Source organism: Chromobacterium haemolyticum (assembly GCF_009936155.1).
In the GTDB taxonomy this organism is placed as follows: domain Bacteria; phylum Pseudomonadota; class Gammaproteobacteria; order Burkholderiales; family Chromobacteriaceae; genus Chromobacterium; species Chromobacterium haemolyticum.
The window spans coordinates 863,676-885,390 of the sequence record NZ_AP019312.1 but is presented as its reverse complement, the minus strand read 5'-3'; the positions used below and the strand labels follow the sequence as shown (position 1 = coordinate 885,390).

Sequence of the window (21,715 nt, the reverse complement as noted above, 5' to 3'; positions counted from 1 at the left end):
GCGACGTCCCTATATCGACAACAGGGCCCGCTTCACACCTAAACCATTGATCGAAAAGGAGAGTAAGATGAACATCCTGCCTTCCCGCGGCAATGTTAGCCTGTTTGACGAACTGTTCCGCGACTTCACCCCAGGCTTCTTCATCAAACCGCTGCACGGCGATCCGCTGCCCAGCCAGATCAAGATCGACGTGAAGGAGTCCGAAACCCAGTTCATCGTTCACGCGGATATTCCCGGCGTCAGCAAAGACGACATCCACGTGGAAGTGGACGGCCCGCTGGTTACCATTAAGGCGGAGGTGCGCCAGACGGACAGCGAGCGCAAGGACGAACGCCAACTACGCACCGAGCGTTTTTACGGCGCGGTATCGCGCAGCTTCCAACTGCCGGCGGAAATCGAACGCAACGCGGCCAGCGCCAAATACGAAAACGGCGTGCTCAGCCTGACGCTGCCGAAGAAACAAGGCAGCCAAGGCGGGCAGCGGCTGCGCATAGAATAAGCCTCGCGGCAAATACGCCTCGTCGGCCATGAAAAAAGCCCCGGTTTGAAACCGGGGCTTTGTTTTCAGCAGCGCGAGGCGGCTCAGGCTTCCAAAATCTTGGACACGATCTCGTACACGTCCTTGGACAGCGGCTGCCCGGCCAGACGCTGCAATTGCTCGCGCATCAGCGCCTGACGCGCAGGCTCCAGCTTTTTCAGCCGGCGGAAGGCGTTGACGATGCGGCTGGCCACTTGCGGATTGATCGCGTCCAGCGCCAGCACCTGATCGGCCAGGAAGCGGTAGCCGCTGCCGTCGGCGGCGTGGAACAAGGCCATATTGGCGCCAAAGGTGCCAATCAGCGCGCGCGCCTTATTGGGGTTCTTCAAGGTGAAGGCAGGATGCTGCATCGCCGCCTGCACATGCTCCAGCGTGCCCGGCAGCTGGCTGCTGGCCACCAGCATGAAGAACTTGTCCATCACCAGGGCGTCGCCCTGCCAACGGGAGGCGAAAGCGGTGAAGCAATCGTCGCGTTCGGCGCCGTCGCGATCGCGCAAGGCCAGCATCGCGCCCATCTGATCGGTCATATTGTCCGCCTCCCGGCACTGCTTGGCGGCGGCTTCCGCCGGCCAGGCGTCGTCCAGGCGGTTCAACATGGCCAACGCGCGGTTTTTCAGATCGCGCTTACCCGCGTCTTGCGGCTTGTAATCGCGGGTCTGGCTCAGCTCGTACGCCTCGCGCCACTCGCCGCGCAGCGCCTGCGCCAACTCGTCCAGCACGAAATCGCGTACCTGATGGATGCTTGCCGGATCGGCCACCTCCACCATCTCCAGAATTTCCGCCTCGGAAGGCAGGGCCAGCATCAGAGCCTTGAACGCCGGATCGGCTACATGATCCTTAAGCACCGCGCGGAAAGCGGCGACAAAGGTCTCCGGCAGCTTCAGTTCGCCGCCGGCGGCCAGCGTCGCCAACAGCTGCTTGAACAGACGCTCGGCCAAGGTTTGACCGGCTTCCCAACGGCTGAAGCTGTCGCTGTCGTTGGCCATCAGGAAAGCCAGTTGGTCGTCGCGCCAATCGAAATCCAGCTTCACCGGCGCGGAGAAACCGCGCAGCAGCGAAGGCACCGGCTCGGTCGGTACGCCGACGAAGGTGAAGCTCTGCTCCGCCGCCTTGACGTCCAGCACGCGGGTGCCGCCCTGCGCTTCGGCTTCGCCCTCCAGCTGCAGCGGCAGGTCGGCGCCGTCGGCGCCCACCAGGCCCAAAGCCAGCGGGATGTGGAACGGCTGCTTCAGTTCTTGCCCCGGCGTGGGCGGGCAGGATTGACGCACATTCAACGTGTAGCTACGCGCCACGCTGTCGTAGCGGCCGCTGACGCTGAGCACCGGGGTGCCGGCCTGGCTGTACCACAAGCCGAACTGGCCCAGGTCCACGTCGTTGGCGTCGGCCATCGCCGCGCGGAAGTCGTCGCAGGTCACCGCCTGGCCGTCATGGCGCTTGAAGTACAGGTCCATGCCCTTACGGAAGCCGGCCTCGCCCAGCAGGGTGTGATACATGCGCACCACTTCCGCGCCTTTTTCATACACCGTCATGGTGTAGAAGTTGTTCATCTCGATATAGCTGTCCGGGCGGATGGGGTGCGAGGTGGGGCCCGCGTCCTCCGGGAACTGGTGAGCGCGCAGGCCCTTGACATCCTCAATGCGCTTGACCGCGCGGCTGCTCATGTCGGCGCCGAACTCCTGGTCGCGGAACACGGTCAGGCCTTCTTTCAGCGACAGCTGGAACCAGTCGCGGCAGGTGACGCGGTTGCCGGTCCAGTTGTGGAAGTATTCGTGGCCGATCACCCGCTCCACGCCCTGGAAGTCGGCGTCGGTGGCGGTGTCCTTGCGCGCCAGCACGTACTTGGTGTTGAAGACGTTGAGGCCCTTGTTCTCCATCGCCCCCATATTGAAGTCGCCGACGGCGACGATCATATAGATGTCCAGATCGTATTCCAGGCCAAAGCGCTGCTCATCCCACTTCATAGAGTGCTTCAAAGACTCCATCGCGTGCTGGGTCTTGTCCTGATCGGCCGGTTCGGTCCAGATCTCCAGCGCCACTTCGCGGCCGCGCATGGTAACGAACTTGTCCTTCAGCGCCGTCAGCTTGCCGGCCACCAAGGCGAACAGATAAGACGGTTTCTTATACGGGTCCACCCACTTCACCCAGTGGCGCTTCTTGTCCACCATGCCCTCGCCCACCTTGTTGCCGTTGGAGAGCAGCACCGGGAATTTGTGCTTGTCCGCCATGATGGTGGTGGTGAACTTGGCCATCACGTCGGGACGGTCCAGGTAATAGGTGATTTTGCGGAAGCCTTCCGGCTCGCATTGGGTGAACAGATTGCCGTTGGACGCGTACAAACCCATCAGGCTGGTGTTGGCCGCCGGGTCGATCTCGGTCTCCACCTCTAGGATGAAGCTGTCGGGCACGCCGCGCACGGTCAGTTGTTCGTCGGCCAGCGCGTAGCCGCTTTCGTCCAGGCGCTCTCCGTCCAGCGTTACCGCCACCAGCGCGGCACTGCCGTCCAGCACCAGATCGTCCTGGCGCGCGGCCTTGTCGTTGCGGGTCACCACCAGGCGCGCATGCACGCGGGTGGCGTCGTCTTCGATGTCGAAGCTCAGATCGACCCGGTCGATCAGAAAAGCGGGGGCTGCGTAATCGTTGCGATACTTGACTTGCGGCTGTTGAGCCATGTCTACGTCTCCTTCGATGCCGGCTGCGCCGGTCTTGGCTGGAGGGGAACCGCGCCGGGGAACGGCACCGTCCCGATGAATGTTAGCGGCGCAGCCACCGGGCGCCGTCGTCCTGCAACAGCAACCGGCAGGCGTCGGCAGGCGCGGCTTGCAGCTCCACTTGCGCGCTGATCAGTTCGTCGCGGCGGAACCAATGCAGTTTAAGCTTATCGCCCGGCTGATAACGCGCCAGCGCCTTGTCCAGATCCACCGCTTTGAGCTTGTCTATCGCCACGATCACGTCGCCGCCGGACAGGCCGGCGCTTTGCGCCGCGCCGCCGTCGTAGACATTGAGCACACGCACGCCCTGGGCCTCGGCCACAGCCTTGACCCCCAGGCTGGCCGGCGCAGGCTTGCCGCTCAGCGCCAGACCGCCACGGTCGCCGGCGTTGGCCGCCGGCTCGAAGCGCAGCTCCACGCCCTGGGCCGCCAACAGTTCGGCCAGCGGCAGGGGCTCAACGCCGCGCAGCGCGCGATCGAAAAAGGCCTTGAGATCCAGGCCGGTAACGGCCTGCGCCTGTTTTTCCCACTCGTCCTCGGCCAAACCCTTGCCGTCGTCCAGCCACTTGCGCCACAGCGCCCGCATCACATCGTCCAGCGACTGACGGCCCTGGCTGTCGCGGCGTATGGTCAAGTCCAGCGCCAACGCGGCCAGCGCGCCCTTGGTGTAATAGCTGACGATGCTGTTGGGGCTGTTTTCGTCTTGCCGGTAATATTTGGTCCAGGCTTCGAAACTGGATTGCTCCAAGGTCTGCTTCAGGCGGCCGGCGCCGCGCTCCACGCCGCTGATGGTTTCCGCCAGCAGGCCCAGATAGCGCTTTTCATCGATCAGACCGCAGCGCACCAGGCTCAGGTCGTCGTAATAGGAAGTGATGCCCTCAAAGGCCCACAACAAACGGGTGTAGCCTTCCTGGTTCAGATCATAGGGCGTGAACGCCGCCGGCTTCATCCGCTTGACATTCCAACTGTGGAAGTATTCGTGGCTGATCAGACCCAACAGTTTCAGATAGCCGTCGCCGATCTCCTCAACGCCCTGTTGCGGCAAATCGTCGCGGTTGGCCACCAGCGCGGTGGAAGCGCGATGCTCCAGACCGCCGTAGATGTCTTTGCCGACGAAAAGCATGAACACATAGCGCTCGAACGGAGCCGGCTCGCCAAACAATTTGATCTGGTATTCGCAAATTTTCTTGGTGTCGCGCGCCAAGCGCTTGAGGTCGGCGCGGAAACGACCGGAGACAACGAATTCGTGCGGTACGCCGCAGGCTTTGAAGCTGACTCGCTCGAAGGCGCCCAACTCCACAGGATGGTCGATCAACTCGTCGTAGGAAGCCGCCTGATAGCCGCCGAAGCCGGTTTTCTTGTCCGCGCCGCGCGCCGGCAGACTGGTCGCCACTTTCCAATCGGCGTAGGCCTTGCCTTCCGGCGGCAGGATCTCCACCGCGCAGGCCTCGTTTTCATAGCCGTCCACCGCCAGGAAAACGCTGCTGCCGTTATAGAAGCCGCGCTCCGCGTCCAGATACGCTCCGCGCACGGACAGATCAAACGCATAAACTTTATAGCGCAGAACCAGCACGCCCTTGACCGGCGCGGCTTGCCAGCTGTTTTTTGTCAACTGGACCAGCTGCACCGCTTTTCCCGCGGATTCCGCGCGAATTTCCACAATATGCCTGGAGAACTCCCGGATCATGTAACTACCGGGAATCCAAGCCGGCAAGGAGAAAATCTGGCCGTTCTTTGCGGGTTTGGAAACGGTCAGGACGACCTCGAAAAGATGCGCCTCAGGGGCGCGGGGACATAGGGTGTAGCGGACGGAAACGGTCATGATCTGCCTGCAATCGTTGCAAAACCTTCTTATTTTAGCACTTGCCGCGGGTAAACGCTGCGTTTTATGACATCTTGATCCAGGTCAAGAAGGCTGGGCCGCCAGACAATACAATCTCGCCAGTAGCAACAGTATTTGCAAGAACTGTCACGCTCGCTTGAGACATAAATAAAGACAAATGGGAAAGCGACATCCCCGGCCGTCCAAACTGGCCCGATATGGGTAATTGATTTAGAATGCCGGGTTAACTAAATGGGGAAATTGCGCTGTCGCAATACGGGATGAACTGCTAATACAGACATCAGTACCGCTGCGATCTGGGTCAAGCGCTTGATTTTAATAAAAGTCGTTTTCCCTACGGCTTCGTCTGGATACAGTCACATCAGTACAGATTGGGACAGTCGCCCGGACTTCAAGCCGTCGATTAGATATGTCACGTTCTGAGTTAGCAACCTTGGAGAAAACCCTAAATGGAAACGCAATCCACTTATAACTATAAGGTGGTGCGCCAATTTGCCATCATGACCGTCGTGTGGGGCATTGTCGGCATGTTGGTGGGCGTCATCATTGCGGCCCAACTGGTCTGGCCCGATTTGAACTTCGGCCCATGGTTCCACTTCGGCCGCCTGCGCCCGCTGCACACCAATGCGGTCATCTTCGCCTTCGGCGGCTGCGGTTTGTTCGCCACTTCCTACTACGTAGTGCAGCGTACCTGTAACGTCCGGCTGATCTCCGACAAGCTCGCCGCCTTCACCTTCTGGGGCTGGCAACTGGTGATCGTGCTGGCCGCCATCACCTTGCCGCTGGGCCTGACCACCAGCAAGGAGTACGCCGAGCTGGAATGGCCGATCAAGCTCCTGATCGCGGTGATCTGGGTTGTTTACGCCATTGTTTTCTTTGGCACCATCGCCATCCGCAAGGTCAAACACATCTACGTGGCCAACTGGTTCTACGGCGCCTTCATCCTGGCCGTGGCCCTGCTGCACATCGTCAACTCCGCCTTCGTGCCGGTGTCGCTGTGGAAATCCTACTCCGCCTACTCCGGCGCCGTGGACGCCATGGTGCAATGGTGGTACGGCCATAACGCCGTGGGCTTCTTCCTGACCGCCGCCTTCCTGGGCATGATGTACTACTTCATCCCGAAACAGGCTGGCCGTCCGGTTTACTCCTACCGCCTGTCCGTAGTGCACTTCTGGGCGCTGATCTTCACCTATATGTGGGCCGGCCCTCACCACCTGCACTACACCAGCCTGCCGGACTGGACCCAATCCGTAGGCATGGTGTTCTCCCTGGTGCTGCTGGCCCCGAGCTGGGGCGGCATGATCAACGGCATCATGACCCTGTCGGGCGCTTGGCATAAGCTGCGCACCGACCCAGTGCTGAAATTCCTGGTGGTATCGCTGTCCTTCTACGGCATGTCCACCTTCGAAGGCCCGATGATGTCGATCAAGACCGTCAACGCCTTGTCTCACTACACCGACTGGACCATCGGCCACGTGCACTCCGGCGCGCTGGGCTGGGTGGGCTTCATCACCATCGGTTCCATGTACTACCTGATTCCCCGCCTGTTCGGCCGCGAATCCATGTTCAGCCTGAAGCTGGTTGAAGCCCATTTCTGGCTCGCCACCGTCGGCGTGGTGCTGTACATCGCCGCATTGTGGATCTCCGGCGTGACCCAGGGCCTGATGTGGCGCGCGCTGAACCCGGACGGAACCCTGACCTACGCTTTCGTTGAGGCGGTCAAAGCCACCTATCCGTACCACTTCGTGCGTCTGCTCGGCGGCTTCCTGTACCTGCTCGGCATGTTCCTGATGGCCTACAACACCTTCCGCACCGTAACCGCGGGCCGTGCCGTAGACGCCAAGATCCCGGCCATCACCGCCCACGCTCATTGAGGCGCAAGGAAACATCATGGATAAGATACAAAAACTGATCGAAGAACACGTCGGCTATCTGATCGTGTTCACCCTGCTGGTCGTCAGCGTGGCCGGCCTGGTGGAAATCCTGCCGCTGGCCTTCCAGAAATCGACCACTCAGCCGGTGGCCGGCGTCAAGCCCTACACCGCCGTGCAACTGGCTGGCCGCGACATCTACATCCGCGAAGGGTGCCACACCTGCCACACGCAGATGATACGTCCGTTCCGCGCTGAAACCGAACGCTACGGTCATTACTCCGTGGCCGGCGAGTCGGTCTACGACCACCCCTTCCTGTGGGGCTCCAAGCGCACGGGCCCGGACCTGGCCCGCGTGGGCGCCCGCTACTCCGACGAATGGCATCGCGTGCACCTGATCAACCCGCGCGACGTGGTTCCCGAGTCCAATATGCCGGCCTTCCCGTGGCTGGCCAAGAATCTGGCCGACGCCGACATCGTGCCGACCAAGATGAAGGCGCTGCGCCTGGTGGGCGTTCCCTATACCGACAAAGACATCGCCGAGGCCAAAGCCCAGGTGGAAGGCAAGTCGGAAATGGACGTGCTGGTCGCTTACCTGCAAGGCCTGGGCCTTGCCTTGAAGAACGTTCGTTAAGCCATGGACTGGGTAACCATCGGGCGCTCGCTGTTCACGGTAGTGTGCTTTGCATTCTTCATCGTGGTGCTGGGCATCGCCTACAGCAAGCGCTCCAAGAACCGGTATGAGGATGCGGCCAACTTGCCCTTCCTCGACGACGACAAGGTGCAGGAAGCGGAACAAGACCAAGCTTCCAACGGAGCAAAAAAATGAGTGATTTCGTGAGCGAATTCTGGAACATCTGGATCACCGCGATCGTGCTGGGCGGCCTCGTTTGGCTGACCTATCTGGTGTTTTCACAATCCAAGATCAAGGTGCAAAAGGGCGAACAGGTTGAGATCACCGGCCACGTGTGGGACGGCGACCTTTCCGAGTACAACCACCCGCTGCCGCGCTGGTGGATGTTGATGTTCTACGTGACCCTGGCCTTCGCCGTGGTCTATCTGATCCTGTACCCTGGCCTGGGCACCTGGAAAGGCGTGTTCGGCTGGACCTCGGTAGACCAGTACAAGAAGGAACGCGCGCAGGCGGAAGCCAAGTATCAGCCGCTGTACGACCAATTCCTGAAACAGGACGTCAAGGCCGTGGCCGCCGACCCCAAAGCTCAGGAAATGGGCAAGCGCCTGTTCCAGACCTACTGCGTGCAGTGCCACGGTTCCGACGCCCGCGGCGCCAAGGGCTTCCCCAACCTGACCGACAATAAGTGGCTGTGGGGCGGCGATATCAAGACCATCCACACCACCATCTCCGAAGGCCGTCACGGCCAGATGCCGGCCTGGGGCGCGGCGTTCGGCGAGGAAAAGGTCAAGGACGTGGCCAACTACGTGCTATCCCTATCCAAGCGCAAGCATGACGCGGAGCGCGCGGTGCGCGGCAAGGAAACCTTCGCCACGGTCTGTATCGCCTGCCACGGCGCGGACGGCAAGGGCAACCCGCAACTGGGCGCCCCCAACCTGACCGACAACAACTGGTTGTACGGCGGCAGCGAGAAAACCATCATCGAAACCATCACCAACGGCCGCAACAACCAGATGCCGGCCTGGAAAGACTTCCTGGGTGAAGGCAAGGTGCATCTGTTGACCGCTTACGTCTGGGGCTTGTCCAACAACCCCAAAGCGCCGCAATAAACCGGTACTGATCTACTGCCCGCTCATGCGGGCAGTATTCTTTCGCGAGGATGTTATATGATTTCATATAACATCTCCGCTCCGATGCAGCCGCGCATTTCGCCAAGCCCATATCCCCATGGCCTTGGCCAAATCCGCAGAGAAGGAAACGCCCATGTCCGATTCGCTCAAGGAAATCCCGATCAAGGTAGAACCGCCGCGCCAAGCCGGCTCGCAGCCCGAGGCCACCGAGACCGTTTCTCTGTACGAGTCGCAAACCAAGATTTATCCGCGTGCCGTCAAAGGCCTGTTCAACAATCTGCGCGTGCTCTTCGTCGTCGGCACCCAGTTGGTTTTCCTGGGCTTGCCCTGGCTGAACTGGAACGGACGCCAGGCGCTGCATTTCGATCTGATCGAGCGCAAGTTCTATCTGTTCGGTCTCACCATCTGGCCGCAGGACTTCGTCTATCTGGCCGCGCTGCTGATGTGCTGCGCCTTCGGCCTGTTCACTTGGACCACCATCGCCGGCCGGCTCTGGTGCGGCTACTCCTGTCCGCAGACGGTTTACACCGAAATCATGCTGTGGATAGAACAATGGGTGGAGGGCGACCGCGGCAAGCGCATCAAGCTGGACAAGGCGCCGATGAGCGCGCGCAAGTTCCGCCTCAAATTCACCAAGCACGGCCTGATGATCCTGTTCTCGCTGTGGACCGGCTTCACGCTGGTGGGCTACTTCACGCCGATCCGCGATCTGGTCGCCGCCGCGCCCCGCTTCGACTACGGGCCGTGGGAAACCTTCTGGATGTTCTTCTACGCCGGCTTCACCTATCTGCTGGCCGGCTTCATGCGCGAACAGGTCTGCAAATACATGTGCCCATACGCGCGCTTCCAGAGCGTGATGTTCGACGCCGACACCCTGATCATTTCCTACGACGAGAAGCGGGGCGAGCCACGCGGGGCGCGCAAGAAAGGCAGCGATCCCAAGGAGCAAGGGCTGGGCGCCTGCATCAACTGCAGCATCTGCGTTCAAGTCTGTCCGGTGGGCATCGACATTCGCAACGGTCTGCAATACGAGTGCATCGGCTGCGCCGCCTGCATCGACGCCTGCGACGAAGTGATGGACAAAATGGCCTATCCGCGCGGCCTGATTCGCTACACCACGGAAAATGCGCTGGAAGGCAAATACCCTGAGAAAGCCATCGCCTCCCGGCTCAAGCGTCCTCGCGTGATACTGTATACGCTGGTGCTCGCCATCGTCATCGCCACCGCCATCGGCTCCATGTGGATGCGCAAGCCGTTCAAAGTGGATGTGATCCGCGACCGCGCCTCGCTGGTGCGCGAAACCGATGCCGGCTGGCTGGAAAACACCTATATCATTAAAATTATCAATACTACGGAACAGAATCAGCATTTCAGGATCACAGCATCGGGCTTGCCCGGCCTGAAAGTGCAGGCCGACCGCGGCGATATCGCCGTTGCCGCCACCGGCAACACCGACGTCACCGTCCACGTGCAGGCCGACCCGCAGTACGCGACCAAAGGCAGCCATGAAATCCGCTTCCTGATCCAGTCCATCAACCACCCTTCCCTGCAAGTGGAAGAGAAGTCCAGCTTCATCGGAGAGTAATACATGCAGCATACCGCCCCCGCTCCGCGCCCCTGGTACCGCGAACCCTGGCCCTGGATTCTGTTCGGCCTGCCGCTGGTGTCCGTCATCGTCGGCGTGATGTTCCTCGCCACCGCGATCCGCACCGACGACGGCCTGGTCACCGACGACTACTACAAGAAGGGCAAGGCCATCAATATGGAACTGCGCCGCGACAAGCAAGCCTTCAATATGGGCTTGAGCGCGCAGCTGATGGTGGGCACGGACCAGCGCACGCTGCGGCTGATCACCACCAGCAAGGTGCCGCTGCCCGCCGTCATCACCATGCGCATGGTTCACCCGGCGCAGGACGACTTCGACCAACAGGTGGAAATGCGCCAGGCCGGCCCCAACCTCTACCAGGCCGTGCTGCCGGCGGTGCCGGTCAAGGCCAATCATTGGTACATCCTGCTGGAAGACCAGGCCAAGCAATGGCGGCTGCAGGGCGAATGGAAACCCGCCGAAGGCCAGACCGTCTCCCTCGGCCATCAAAACCTGGAGCCGGCGGACTGATGATGAAGCGACTGACCCGCTCCCTATGCGCATTGGCTCTAGGCCTGGCCTTGAGCGCAGCCCACGCCGGCGGTTTCGTGCCAGCCTATCTGACCGGCAATATCGCGCCTCAACAGAGCGCCACGCTGTCCCAGGCCAAGGACGTGCTCGTCAAAGTGCGCCTATTGGATCAAAGCCGCCAAGACGCGCCGCCCCAACTGCTGGCGGAGCAGATCCTGGAAAAACCACGCAGCATTCCGGCGGACTTCTCCCTGTGTTACGACAAGCAGGCGATCAAGCCCGATGGTCGCTATGTGGTGGAAGGCCAGATCTTTGTGAACGGTGAACTGCGCTACAACAGTAGCCGCCAGACCGAGGTGCTGCGCGCCGGCGCCGACGAACATCCGCAACTGAGGCTGGACACCGTCGGCGGCAACTAAGCCGTCCGCCTCCCGGCCCTGCCTCTGGCAGGGCTTTTTCTTTGCCCCTCCTCCACCGCCCAGACGAGTGTTGCTGTTTTGCCTCAGAGTCGGCGAATCGAAACACAACCCGTTCCGCACGCCTCCATCCAGCTGCAAATACACATAAACCCCTCTCCCAACGGGATTTTCGACAATAGCCCAAATACGAACCCTCACTGCATTCATGTCATTTTACTTACAAATAAATATGACAAATGAGGACAGTTAGTGACGCATTTACTCTATTAATTACGATTGTATGGCAGTAAAGATTAAAAAATTTTCACATACAAACATTTCCTAGTTATTATCAAAAATTGCCTACAAAATCCAAGGCAATTAAAAAATACAACAACACCTCACTCGACCTTGCTCGTTCAAGTGGTGTCACTCAAGTCACACAAGGAAATAATCTATGTCGACCACTTCGCATCCCAAAGGGCTCTACCTGCTTTTTGTGACCGAAATGTGGGAGCGCTTCAGCTATTACGGCATGCGCGCCATTTTCGTGCTGTTCATGATCAAGGCCCTGATGTTCGACAAGGCTCACGCCGCCGACATCTACGGCACTTATACCGGCCTGGTCTATCTGACTCCGCTGATAGGCGGCTATATCGCCGACCGCTACTGGGGCAACCGCCGTTCCATCCTGGTGGGCGGCGTATTGATGGCCATCGGCCAGTTCATGCTGTTCTTCTCCGGCTCTTTGCACGACAGCAATGTGCAAAGCGCCGCCTGGCTGCTGTACGGCGGCCTGGGCATGCTGATCGCCGGCAACGGCCTGTTCAAGCCGAATATTTCCTCGATGGTGGGCCAGCTCTATCCTGAGGGCGACAAACGCGTCGACTCCGCCTTCACCATCTTCTACATGGGCATCAACGCGGGCTCGCTGATCGCGCCCTTGGTGTGCGGCACCCTGGGCGACACCGGCCACCCCGCCGACTTCAAGTGGGGCTTCATGGCCGCCGGTTTCGGCATGCTGCTGAGCCTGGTGATCTTCTCGCTGTTCAAGAACAAATATCTGGTGACCCCGCAAGGCAAGCCCATCGGCATGGCGCCCAAGCGTCACCACGACAGCGGCGAGAAAGTCGTACACGCCCCGCTGACCCGCGTGGAGAAGGAGCGCCTGGCGGTGATCCTGCTTGTGTCCGCCTTCGTGATCTTCTTCTGGTCCGCCTTTGAGCAGGCAGGCGCCTCGCTGACCTTCTTCGCCGAAGAACAGACCAATCGCAATGTGCTCGGCTTCACCGTGCCGGCCTCCTACTTCCAGTCGATCAACCCGATCTCGGTCGTGATTTTCGCGCCCATCTTCGCCCTCATCTGGACCAAGCTGGGCCAGAACAACCGCGAGCCGAACTCGCCGGTTAAAATGGCGCTGGGTCTGTTCTTCCTTGCGCTGGGCTACTTGGTGATCGCCTTCGGCGTCGAAGGCTTGGAGCCGGGCGTTAAGGTCAGCATGCTGTGGCTGGTCAGCCTGTACGTGCTGCACACCTTCGGCGAGTTGTGCCTGTCCCCCATCGGCCTCTCGCTGGTGGTGAAACTCTCCCCAGCCCGCTTCACCGGCCTGATGATGGGCATCTGGTTCCTGTCCAACGCCGCGGCCAACAAGTTCGCCGGCACCCTGTCGGAACTGTATCCGGACCCGAGCAAGCCGGTGCCGCACTTCCTCGGCTATGCCATCAACAATCTGCATGATTTCTTCATGCTGTTCGTGGCCATGGCCGGCGTCAGCTCGCTAGTGCTGTTCGCACTGTCGTACAAACTGAAGAAAATGATGCACGGCCTGCAATAAGCGCCGCGCGGCCCCGCAAGCCGGGGCCGCCAGCAAGATCCCAAAGCCGGCCTCCGCCGGCTTTTCGCTTATTCCGCCATCCACACAGGAGCGGGAAAAGGCTTTATCATACGGAGCTTCCGGCTCCTGACTCATACTCGCCGCCGCGCCCGCGCGCGCCGACGGCACCGCATCCCGAATGAAACTATCGACCCTTCCCCGCTGGCAGCAATGCGGCATCGCCGTCTTGCTGCTGTTGCTGCTGTTCCGCCTCATCGGCCTGTGGACGATTCCGCTGACCGACACCACCGAGGCGCGCTACGGCGAAATCGCCCGCAAGATGCTGGAAACCGGCAACTGGGTAACACTGTGGCACGATTACGGCATCCCCTTCTGGGCCAAGCCGCCGCTTTCCAGCTGGTTGTCCGCCGCCGGCATGGCGCTGTTCGGCGTCAATGAAGCCGCGGCGCGGCTGCCTTCGCTGCTGCTGGCCATCGCCACCCTGGGACTCTGCGCTCACCTGATGCTGCGCCGCAGCGGCCGCGAAGCCGCCATGGCCGCCGCGCTGATCCTGGCCAGCAGCCTGCTCTTCCTCGGCGCCGCCGGCACGGTGATGACAGATCCGGCGCTGTTGTTCTGTGTAACGCTGAGCCAGGCCGCCTTCTGGCACGCTATTGCACGGGGCAGCCGTGGCTGGGGCTATGTGTTCTTCGCCGGCCTGGGGCTGGGCTTGCTGGCCAAAGGGCCGCTGGCGGTAGTGCTGGTGGGCATGCCCATCTTCTTCTGGGTATTGCTGCGCAATCAGTGGCTGGCGCTGTGGCACAAGCTGCCATGGATCCGCGGCACTCTGCTGATGTTCGCCATCGCCGCGCCTTGGTATGCGCTGGCGGAGCTGCGCACGCCTGGCTTCCTGGATTACTTCATCATGGGCGAGCATGTCAGCCGCTTCCTGGACTCCGGCTGGAAGGGCGACAAATACGGCTTCGCCCACGCCACCCCGCGCGGGATGATCTGGCTGTACACGCTGGGGGCCATTTTCCCCTGGTCCGTCGCCATGCTGGCCTGGCTGGCGCGCCACGGCGCCAAGCTGCCTCGCCTTCGCCGAGACGACGACGGCTGGTTGCTCTATCTGGCCTTGTGGACGCTGATGACGCTGCTGTTCTTCAGCCTGTCCGGCAACATTATCTTCCCCTACTCGCTGCCCATGCTGCCCGGCTGCGCGCTGCTATTCGCCGAGCTGTGGCACCGCGCGCGCGGCGGCGACGCGAAGCGCAGCGCGCTGCCCGGGATAGCCGCGATCGGCGCACTGTTGATGCTGACGCTCCTGGCCTTCAACCACTACGACGGCAACCGCTACCTGCGCACTCAAAAACAGGTGGTCGCGGGCTGGCTGGCACAACAGCCGAGCGCGGACAGCGCCCTGATTTATTGGAGTGGCCGCCGTGAATTTTCCGCGGAGTTCTACTCCCACGGCCGCGCGCGCACCACGCAGGATCCTCAGCAACTGCGCGCTTGGCTGGCCGGCAAGGCCGGCAGCTTCATCGTCTGCGACGTCAACGGTCTCGAACGGCTGCCCGCCGACGTTCGCGCTCGTTTCACCGAGCGCGCCCGCTTCAACATCATGAGCGACACCATGTTGCTGCTGGCCGATACCGCGCCGGCGGCCCCGACCGAGGCCAATTAATATGAGCAACGCCTTCGTCCCTCCTTATCTGCTTGGCCTGCGCGCCAAAGAACGTCCGGCCGACCCGCTGGTCAGCTGCGTGGTGCCCGCCTACAACGAATCCGCCAACATCGTGCCGATGCTGCAGACCCTGCATCAGTTGCTGAACGACGCCGGCTACCGCCACGAACTGGTGGTGGTGGACGACGGCAGCCGCGACGACACCGTGGAGCAGGTGCTGACCCACGCCGCGGAACTGCCGGTGACGCTAATCCAGCTGTCCCGCAACTTCGGCAAGGAGATCGCGCTCACCGCCGGCGTCGACCATGTACAAGGCGACGTAGCCGTGCTGATCGACAGCGACTTCCAACACCCGCCGGAGATGGTGCCGGTGTTTCTGGAGGAATGGCGCAAAGGCTACGACATGGTCTACAGCGTGCGCAGCAGCCGCGAAGACGAGTCGCTGGCCAAGCGCCTGTTCACCCATGCCTTTTACCGCCTGGCCAACAGCGGCAGCCGCCATAAGATGCCCGCCGACACCCAGGACTTCCGCGTGCTGGACCGCTGCGTGGTGGAAGCCTTGCGCCAGATGCCGGAGCGCAACCGCTTCATGAAGGGTTTGTATCACTGGGTGGGCTTCACCCAACGTCCGATGCCGACCCAGACCCGGGAGCGCCGCGCCGGCCAAAGCAGCTTTAACTACCGCCGGCTGCTGGATTTGGGCATCACCGGCCTTACCGCCTTCTCCAATATGCCGCTGCGCATCTGGACCGTGATCGGCTGCCTGATTTCGCTGTGCTCCATCGCTTACGCGGCCTGGGAGCTGACCCATACCCTGCTGTTCGGCAATCCGGTCAGCGGCTGGCCAACGCTGGCGGTGGCCATCAGCTTTCTCGGAGGGGTGCAACTGCTGTCCATCGGCATCCTCGGCGAATACGTCGGCCGCATTTTCGACGAGGTCAAACAACGCCCCACCTATCTGGTCAGCCGCATCAGCGGCCAGGGTGCGAGGGATGCGGGGAACCCCGCCGAATGAGCCGCGAATTGTTCTGGTTCGGCGTGGTCGGCGTTTCCGCCATGCTGGTGCACTTCGCCATGGTGGCTTGGGTGCTGGTGCCGCTCGGCATGGCGCCGCTGCTAGCCAATGTGCAGGGCTTCCTGATCGCTTTCCAGGTCAGCTACTGGGGTCACCGGCAGCAGACCTTCCAGGCTCGGCATATCCCCCATCGCCAGGCCTTGCCGCGCTTCTTCGGCGTTGCCTGCCTGAGCTTCATCGTCAACGAGGCGATGTACGGCTTGCTGCTGCGCTTCACGTCGCTGAATTATCGCGCCGCGCTTTTGCTGGTGCTGATCGTCGTGGCGGCGCTGACCTTCGCGCTCAGCAAGTTGTGGGCCTTCCGCGGCGAGGAGCCGATACAAAAACCACACATAAACCCTTAATTTCCAGCACAAACGGATATAAAACTTTATCCGCTTGCCCCGGTCACACCCCCATGACAAAACGACTGACACTCTGCGCCGACGACTTCGCACAGTCCGACGCCATCAGCGCCGGCATTCTGGAGCTGCTGGCCGCCGGCCGCCTGTCCGCCACCAGCGTGATGAGCCAGGCGCCCAGCTGGGCCAGCCACGCCTCCGATCTCAAAGCCTTTGACGGCAAAGCCGACATCGGCCTGCATTTCAATCTGAGCCATCCCTTTGGCGATCAGGCCCGCCCCTTATCGCACTGGCTGATGAAGAGCCAGTTGCGGCAGCTGTCGCGCCCGACGCTGCGTGATGCCGCCGCCATGCAAATCGATCTGTTCTGCCAACATTACGGCCGGCTGCCGGACTTCATCGACGGCCACCAGCATGTGCACGCGCTGCCGGTGGTTCGCGACGCCTTGTTCGAAGCCATTGCCCAACGCTGGCAGGGCCAGGCGCTGCCCTATCTGCGCGCGCCGGATCGTCTGGGCCACCCCGGCGACAACCGGCTCAAGGCGCTGGTGCTGCGCAGCGTCAGCACCGGTTTCGACGACGGCGCTCGCGAGCAGGGCTTCAGCACCACGCCTTGGTTTGGCGGCATGTACTCGCTGACGCCGCAAGCGGACTTCGCCGGGCTGATGCAGCAGTGGCTGGCTCGCAGCCCGGACCGGGGCCTGATCATGTGCCATCCCGGCCACTTGGCCGTGGATAAAGACGACCCGATTGCCGCGACGCGGGACAAGGAATTCCGCTTCCTCGCCAGCCAGGCCTTCTCCGACCTCTGCGGCCAGTACGGCGTGGAGTTGGCCCGTTTCGACAAGGCCGCTCCCACCACTACGCTGGCGGCCTGAGCAGGCCGCGGCCGGCCCTCACACTGCCGGCCAGCTCAAATCCCAGGGGGCGCCCAAGCCTTGCAACATCGCACTACAGACATCGGACAGGAAGGCCTCCCCCTGGCTCGGCCGACAGACAAAGCTGAACTGCTCTCCCTCCAGTTCGAAGCGCAAGGCGTAGGCGTGTAGATAGCCCCTGTCCGCCGGCGCGCCGCCGTAGAGCAGATCGCCCAGGATAGGCGCGGATTGCGATTTCAAAGCCACTCTCAACTGATGGGTCTTGCCGCTGCGCGGCCGCAACAGGAATAAGCGCAGGCCCGGCTGCAACGAATAGCTGAAGAACTGCGTCACCGCCGGGTTTTCCTGACTGTTCAGCAAACGCCAGGCGCCTCCGCGCCCCTTGCCCATGTCCCCCGCCACCTTGCCCTGTTTCTTGCTCGGCTTGCGGTCGGACAGCGCCAGATAATATTTCTCGATCTCTCTCCCGGCGAAGGCTTCGCCCAGCCGCGCCGCCGTCTCTGCCGAACGCGCCACTAGGATCAAGCCGGAAGTGATGCGGTCCAAGCGGTGCACCGGCCACAAAGCCTCGTCGCCCAGACCGGCGCGCAAGGCCTCCATCAAGCCGGCCTCCTCGCCGTCTCGGTGAAAGCTGACGCCGGGCGCCTTGTCCACCAGGTAGAAGCGCGGCTCCACGTGCAAGAGGGTGAACGCCGCCTCAGGCATCGGCCCCGTCCTGGCTGGAGGCTTGGCGCATGCGCTGCTCGGTTTCCATCCGCATCTTCTTGCGGATTTCCGCATCGCGGAAACGGTGCTGCTGCTCCGCCGTTTCCAACGACAGCGGCGGCACCGGCACCGCTTTGCCGTTCTCAAACGCCACCATGGTGAAGTAGCAGCTATTGGTGTGGCGCACCGTGCGCTTCTGAATGTCTTCCGCCACCACCTTGATGCCCACCTCCATCGAGGTGCGCCCCACATGATTGACGCTGGCGAGAAAGGTCACCAGTTCGCCAACGTGAATGGCCTGCTTGAACAGCACCTGATCCACGGACAGCGTCACCACGTAACAGCCGGCGTAACGGCTGGCGCAGGCGTAAGCCACTTGGTCCAGCAGCTTCAACAACACTCCGCCGTGGACATTGCCGGAAAAATTGGCCATGTCCGGCGTCATCAACACCGACATTACCAACTCGCGCTGACTCGCCTGCTCCACTTGCTGCGCCATGTTTCGCTCCCAAAAAATCCGAAACCGCCTATTGTGCCCCCATCCCTCCTTTTTAAACAGTTTTTGCCCATGCTGCTTGGTAAGACTTTTGACTTGGGCAAAGCCGGCCCATAGCGGCTAAACTGAGAAATATCAAGCTAAAACCGTGAATTCATGAGCCTTTCCGGAATATCCAGCTACGGCGGTTATGGCGGCTACGCATTACAGACCAGCCACGGCCCCAACTGCCAGTGCCCGGCTTGCCAGCAAAGCCTGGCAAGCGCCGCAGCGCCGGTGGGGACAGCCGCATCCGGAAACCGCGCCAGCAACGCCGATGCCGCTCCAGATCAACCGGATCAAGCCAAACCCAATGCCGCGCGCGGCATCGACGGCAAGCCGCTGGACGAGCAGCAGCAAAAACAAGTGGAAGCGCTGAAGGCCCGCGACAGCGATGTGCGCCAGCACGAACAAGCGCATCTGGCGGCCGGCGGCGCGCTGGCCGGCGGCGGCGCCACCTATAGCTATCAGCAAGGCCCGGACGGCAAGCAATATGCGATAGGCGGCGAAGTCGGCATCCGCCTGGCGCGGGGCAGCACCCCGCAAGAAACCATAAGCAATGCCCAGACCGTGCAGCGCGCCGCGCTGGCGCCGGCCGACCCCTCCGGCCAGGACCGCGCGGTGGCTGCCGCCGCCGCCCAGATGGAACAGCAGGCGCGCATTGAACTGATGCAGCAGCAAGCCGGCAAGCAGGGCTTGAGCCCGCTTCAAGCGCGGCAGAAAATCAACAGCCCCGAGCAACAAGGCCCGGGGCTGGGGTCCAACATCGATACCTACGCCTGAGAGCCTGTTTACGCTCCGCTACGCTGCGGCGGGATCGTCAGGCAAGGGCGTCGAAACCCGCTTCAAAATGCTCATATACCGCATGTACATTCCGCTTCTTCAGTGGCAAGCCCTTGTCTCGCCCTAGCTCGCCAGATCGTAAACACGTGCCAGATTCAGGCGACATCCCACGCCATCTCCCTCACTCCGCCTTGCGCACGCCGCGCGCCAGCCGCAGACCGTTGGCGATCACCACTAGACTGGTGCCCACATCGGCGAACACCGCCATCCACAAGCTGGCCATACCCAGCATCGCCAATACGAAGAACACCAGCTTGGTCAACAAGGCCACCGCGATGTTCGCTTTCAGCACCCGCGAAGTGCGCCGGGCGTGGCTGAGCAAATCAGCCAGCTTGGCCAGCTTGTCATCCATCAAGGCCACGCCGGCGGTTTCCAGCGCGCTGTCAGAACCGGCCGCCCCCATGGCGATGCCCAGGTCGGCCCGGGCCAGCGCCGGCGCGTCGTTGACGCCGTCGCCCACCATCGCCACCATCTTGCCGGAGGCTTGCAAACGGACAATGCGCTCCAGCTTGTCTTCCGGCAACAAACCGCCGTGGGCTTCTACGATGCCGGTCTGCGCCGCCACCGCCTGCGCCACCAGCTGGTTGTCGCCGCTCAACATCACCGTCGCCACGCCCAACTTGGCCAATTGACGCAGAGCCGCCGGCGCTTCCGGACGAATCCGGTCCGCCACCGCGATCACGCCTAGCGCCCGCTCGCCCTCCAGCAACACCAAGGCGCCCTGTCCCGCCAACTCCAAGCGCGACAGCTCGGCCTGCAAGGCCTCGCTCAAAGCGCCCTGCTCCCGAGCCAGCCGGCTGCTGCCCAAAGCCAGCTTCCGGCCGTCCGCCAAGCCGCTGACGCCGCGCCCGGCCTGCTCGCTGACCTGTTCCGCCTCCGGCCAGGATAGGCCTCGCGCGTTCGCCGCCGCCAGCACCGCCTTGGCCAGCGGATGAGTAGAGTGCGCGTCCAGAGCCGCTGCCCAACGCAACAACTGATCCTGATCCACCTCGGCCAGCGTCACCACGCCCGTCACTTGCGGTTCGCCCTCGGTCAGGGTGCCGGTCTTGTCGAAACACACCGCATCTATCCTGGCCGCCATTTCCAGCGGCGCGCCGCCCTTGATCAGCAGGCCGTGCTTGGCGGCGGAGGCCAAGGCGCTGACCACGGTCACAGGCGTGGCGATCACCAGCGCGCACGGGCAGGCGATCACCAGCATCACCAGCGCGTTGTAGACCGCCTCGTTCCAGCTCAGCCACCCCAGCATAGGGGTAGACACGGCAAACAGCAGCGCGGCCGCCAACACCACCGGGGTGTAAACCTCGGCGAAGCGGTCGATAAAACGCTGCGTCGGCGCCTTGCTGGCCTGAGCATTGCGCACAGTGTCGATGATGCGCGCCAGCACGCTGCCGTTGGCCCCCGCCGTGGTCAGCACTTCCACCACGCCGCTGCCGTTGATGCTGCCGGCGAAGACCGCCTCGCCCGGAGACTTGTCCACGGGCAGGCTCTCGCCGGTGATAGGCGCTTCGTTGAACGCGCTGTGGCCTTGTTCGATGCGGCCGTCCAGCGGCACTCGCTCGCCCGGACGCACCCGCACTCGGCTGCCCGGCGCCACGTCGGCGGCCGGGCGCTCCACCCATTCGCCGCCGCTCTGTACCCAGGCGGTTTCCGGCGCCAGCGACATCAAGGCTTTGACCGCTTCGCCGGCGCGCGCCAGCGACATCGCCTCCAGCCGCTCGGCGATGGCGAACAGGAACAACACCATCGCCGCCTCCGGCCATTGGCCAATCAGCATCGCGCCTATCACCGCCACCGACATCAGGAAATGGATATTGAGCGTGCGGGTGGACAGCGCGATCCAGCCCTTTTTCAGCGTGGGAATGCCGCCCAGCAAGATGGAGGCCAAAGCCAACGCCGCGCTGCCCCAGCCCTGGTCTGCTCCGCTGAGCCAGGCCACGCCTTCCGAACCCGCCGCAGCCAGGCCGGACAAGGCCAGCAGCCAGTTGCCCCGGCGCGAAGCCTTGGGCTGCTCCACCGGCGCCGAGGCGTCGCTCAGCTCCACCGCCTTCATGCCCACCTTGGCGATGGCTTGTTTAACGCCGTCCAGATTGGGCAGGTCGTGACGCACCAACAACACCCGCTCGATAAAGTTGAACTCCAGCGCGGCCACCCCGACCATGCCGCCCAAAGCCTTTTCAATCAGCTTGGCCTCGGTCGGGCAGTCCATCGCCTGGATATGCAAGCGCGCTTGCTGCCGGCCGCCCTCGCCCAGCGCCACCGCGCGCGGCGCTTCCGCGCCGTGATCATGGCCTGAGCAGGACTTGCCGGCATGATCGTGTCCGTGGTCGTGCGTGTGACCATGATCGTGGTCATGATCACGCTCACGCGCCGGCATCGCCGCCTCTAATTTGTGGCCGCAGCAATCGTCCGCCTGGCGCGGATCCGGCTTGCCCTCTCCTCCCCGGCAAGAAGCATGGCCGACATGCGGCGCAAGCCCGCGTCGCTGTTTTTGCGCTGGTTGGAACATGGTTGCCTCCCTTGGTCGGATTAATATAGCCTCATTGCAAACCCTATAGTCGCTACAGGGTCAAGCTTTTTTGCTAAAATTCCATTATCCGGCGGAA

Annotated in this window: 19 protein-coding genes; 14 read left to right on the top strand and 5 right to left on the bottom strand. The window is 62.3% G+C overall.

The features are described from left to right. Window positions 1-67 precede the first annotated feature (67 nt). Entirely contained in the window at window positions 68-499 is a 432-nt protein-coding gene (locus tag GYH29_RS03970; protein ID WP_019102677.1) for an Hsp20/alpha crystallin family protein, read from the top strand. Between the two features lie 83 nt (window positions 500-582). Here the strand turns inward: GYH29_RS03970 and pepN are convergent, their stop codons facing one another. Beyond that, entirely contained in the window at window positions 583-3,207 is a 2,625-nt protein-coding gene (gene pepN, locus GYH29_RS03965) for an aminopeptidase N (RefSeq protein ID WP_043592703.1), read from the bottom strand. 82 nt (window positions 3,208-3,289) lie between these two features. Next, window positions 3,290-5,068: a M61 family metallopeptidase gene (locus tag GYH29_RS03960; RefSeq protein WP_039755622.1), complete on the bottom strand. Its 1,779-nt coding sequence runs from the start codon at window positions 5,066-5,068 to the stop codon at window positions 3,290-3,292. A gap of 470 nt (window positions 5,069-5,538) precedes the next feature. On the opposite strand from GYH29_RS03960, the gene ccoN reads away from it, so the two are divergent. The 12 genes from ccoN (at window position 5,539) to GYH29_RS03900 (ending at window position 17,029) form a co-directional block, all read left to right on the top strand. After that, window positions 5,539-6,963 (top strand): cytochrome-c oxidase, cbb3-type subunit I, encoded by a 1,425-nt coding sequence (ccoN, locus tag GYH29_RS03955; protein ID WP_019102680.1) that lies wholly within the window; start codon window positions 5,539-5,541, stop codon window positions 6,961-6,963. A gap of 16 nt (window positions 6,964-6,979) precedes the next feature. Further along, entirely contained in the window at window positions 6,980-7,594 is a 615-nt protein-coding gene (gene ccoO, locus GYH29_RS03950) for a cytochrome-c oxidase, cbb3-type subunit II (RefSeq protein WP_019102681.1), read from the top strand. Between the two features lie 3 nt (window positions 7,595-7,597). Next, window positions 7,598-7,789, top strand: a complete 192-nt coding sequence (locus GYH29_RS03945) for a cbb3-type cytochrome oxidase subunit 3 (RefSeq protein ID WP_019102682.1) — start codon at window positions 7,598-7,600, stop codon at window positions 7,787-7,789. Beyond that, window positions 7,786-8,703 carry a cytochrome-c oxidase, cbb3-type subunit III gene (gene ccoP, locus GYH29_RS03940; RefSeq protein WP_019102683.1) on the top strand — a complete coding sequence of 306 codons (918 nt, stop codon included), beginning with the start codon at window positions 7,786-7,788 and terminating at the stop codon, window positions 8,701-8,703. Before GYH29_RS03945 ends, ccoP begins: the two co-directional genes overlap by 4 nt. A gap of 154 nt (window positions 8,704-8,857) precedes the next feature. Then, complete coding sequence (ccoG, locus tag GYH29_RS03935) at window positions 8,858-10,309, top strand: cytochrome c oxidase accessory protein CcoG (protein ID WP_043632367.1); 1,452 nt, start codon at window positions 8,858-8,860, stop codon at window positions 10,307-10,309. A 3-nt stretch (window positions 10,310-10,312) separates the two neighbouring features. After that, the gene (locus GYH29_RS03930) at window positions 10,313-10,840 is read left to right on the top strand and encodes a FixH family protein (RefSeq protein WP_019102685.1); all 528 of its coding nucleotides are present in this window, start codon (window positions 10,313-10,315) and stop codon (window positions 10,838-10,840) included. Further along, window positions 10,840-11,259, top strand: a complete 420-nt coding sequence (locus GYH29_RS03925; protein WP_019102686.1) for a YbaY family lipoprotein — start codon at window positions 10,840-10,842, stop codon at window positions 11,257-11,259. The genes GYH29_RS03930 and GYH29_RS03925 overlap by 1 nt, the downstream gene beginning before the upstream one ends. A gap of 436 nt (window positions 11,260-11,695) precedes the next feature. Then, entirely contained in the window at window positions 11,696-13,072 is a 1,377-nt protein-coding gene (locus GYH29_RS03920; protein ID WP_019102795.1) for a peptide MFS transporter, read from the top strand. 178 nt (window positions 13,073-13,250) lie between these two features. Next, window positions 13,251-14,735, top strand: coding sequence for an ArnT family glycosyltransferase (locus tag GYH29_RS03915; RefSeq protein ID WP_161523203.1), 1,485 nt, complete (start codon window positions 13,251-13,253; stop codon window positions 14,733-14,735). 1 nt (window position 14,736) lies between these two features. Beyond that, the gene (locus GYH29_RS03910; protein WP_161523202.1) at window positions 14,737-15,750 is read left to right on the top strand and encodes a glycosyltransferase family 2 protein; all 1,014 of its coding nucleotides are present in this window, start codon (window positions 14,737-14,739) and stop codon (window positions 15,748-15,750) included. Further along, window positions 15,747-16,154, top strand: coding sequence for a GtrA family protein (locus tag GYH29_RS03905; protein WP_161523201.1), 408 nt, complete (start codon window positions 15,747-15,749; stop codon window positions 16,152-16,154). Before GYH29_RS03910 ends, GYH29_RS03905 begins: the two co-directional genes overlap by 4 nt. Window positions 16,155-16,207: 53 nt before the next feature. Further along, entirely contained in the window at window positions 16,208-17,029 is an 822-nt protein-coding gene (locus tag GYH29_RS03900; protein ID WP_161523200.1) for a ChbG/HpnK family deacetylase, read from the top strand. An 18-nt stretch (window positions 17,030-17,047) separates the two neighbouring features. Here the strand turns inward: GYH29_RS03900 and GYH29_RS03895 are convergent, their stop codons facing one another. Together GYH29_RS03895 and GYH29_RS03890 are read right to left on the bottom strand one after the other, a co-directional pair. Continuing rightward, the gene (locus GYH29_RS03895) at window positions 17,048-17,734 is read right to left on the bottom strand and encodes a TIGR01621 family pseudouridine synthase (RefSeq protein WP_161523199.1); all 687 of its coding nucleotides are present in this window, start codon (window positions 17,732-17,734) and stop codon (window positions 17,048-17,050) included. Continuing rightward, window positions 17,727-18,233, bottom strand: a complete 507-nt coding sequence (locus tag GYH29_RS03890) for an acyl-CoA thioesterase (RefSeq protein ID WP_019103425.1) — start codon at window positions 18,231-18,233, stop codon at window positions 17,727-17,729. Before GYH29_RS03890 ends, GYH29_RS03895 begins: the two co-directional genes overlap by 8 nt. 153 nt (window positions 18,234-18,386) lie before the next feature. On the opposite strand from GYH29_RS03890, the gene GYH29_RS03885 reads away from it, so the two are divergent. Further along, a complete protein-coding gene (locus tag GYH29_RS03885) occupies window positions 18,387-19,052 on the top strand; it encodes a putative metalloprotease CJM1_0395 family protein (RefSeq protein WP_161523198.1) in 666 nt (221 codons plus the stop codon). Between the two features lie 181 nt (window positions 19,053-19,233). Here the strand turns inward: GYH29_RS03885 and GYH29_RS03880 are convergent, their stop codons facing one another. Continuing rightward, entirely contained in the window at window positions 19,234-21,618 is a 2,385-nt protein-coding gene (locus tag GYH29_RS03880) for a heavy metal translocating P-type ATPase (RefSeq protein ID WP_232060506.1), read from the bottom strand. Window positions 21,619-21,715 lie beyond the last annotated feature (97 nt).

Coding starts and splice junctions, on each gene's coding strand:
- ccoG (WP_043632367.1), top strand. CDS start 8,858: ATGTCCGATTCGCTCAAGGAAATCCCGATCAAGGTAGAACCGCCGCGC.
- GYH29_RS03915 (WP_161523203.1), top strand. CDS start 13,251: ATGAAACTATCGACCCTTCCCCGCTGGCAGCAATGCGGCATCGCCGTC.
- GYH29_RS03970 (WP_019102677.1), top strand. CDS start 68: ATGAACATCCTGCCTTCCCGCGGCAATGTTAGCCTGTTTGACGAACTG.
- pepN (WP_043592703.1), bottom strand. CDS start 3,207: ATGGCTCAACAGCCGCAAGTCAAGTATCGCAACGATTACGCAGCCCCC.
- GYH29_RS03925 (WP_019102686.1), top strand. CDS start 10,840: ATGATGAAGCGACTGACCCGCTCCCTATGCGCATTGGCTCTAGGCCTG.
- ccoO (WP_019102681.1), top strand. CDS start 6,980: ATGGATAAGATACAAAAACTGATCGAAGAACACGTCGGCTATCTGATC.
- GYH29_RS03895 (WP_161523199.1), bottom strand. CDS start 17,734: ATGCCTGAGGCGGCGTTCACCCTCTTGCACGTGGAGCCGCGCTTCTAC.
- GYH29_RS03890 (WP_019103425.1), bottom strand. CDS start 18,233: ATGGCGCAGCAAGTGGAGCAGGCGAGTCAGCGCGAGTTGGTAATGTCG.
- GYH29_RS03900 (WP_161523200.1), top strand. CDS start 16,208: ATGACAAAACGACTGACACTCTGCGCCGACGACTTCGCACAGTCCGAC.
- GYH29_RS03885 (WP_161523198.1), top strand. CDS start 18,387: ATGAGCCTTTCCGGAATATCCAGCTACGGCGGTTATGGCGGCTACGCA.
- GYH29_RS03910 (WP_161523202.1), top strand. CDS start 14,737: ATGAGCAACGCCTTCGTCCCTCCTTATCTGCTTGGCCTGCGCGCCAAA.
- GYH29_RS03930 (WP_019102685.1), top strand. CDS start 10,313: ATGCAGCATACCGCCCCCGCTCCGCGCCCCTGGTACCGCGAACCCTGG.
- GYH29_RS03905 (WP_161523201.1), top strand. CDS start 15,747: ATGAGCCGCGAATTGTTCTGGTTCGGCGTGGTCGGCGTTTCCGCCATG.
- ccoP (WP_019102683.1), top strand. CDS start 7,786: ATGAGTGATTTCGTGAGCGAATTCTGGAACATCTGGATCACCGCGATC.
- GYH29_RS03920 (WP_019102795.1), top strand. CDS start 11,696: ATGTCGACCACTTCGCATCCCAAAGGGCTCTACCTGCTTTTTGTGACC.
- GYH29_RS03960 (WP_039755622.1), bottom strand. CDS start 5,068: ATGACCGTTTCCGTCCGCTACACCCTATGTCCCCGCGCCCCTGAGGCG.
- GYH29_RS03945 (WP_019102682.1), top strand. CDS start 7,598: ATGGACTGGGTAACCATCGGGCGCTCGCTGTTCACGGTAGTGTGCTTT.
- ccoN (WP_019102680.1), top strand. CDS start 5,539: ATGGAAACGCAATCCACTTATAACTATAAGGTGGTGCGCCAATTTGCC.
- GYH29_RS03880 (WP_232060506.1), bottom strand. CDS start 21,618: ATGTTCCAACCAGCGCAAAAACAGCGACGCGGGCTTGCGCCGCATGTC.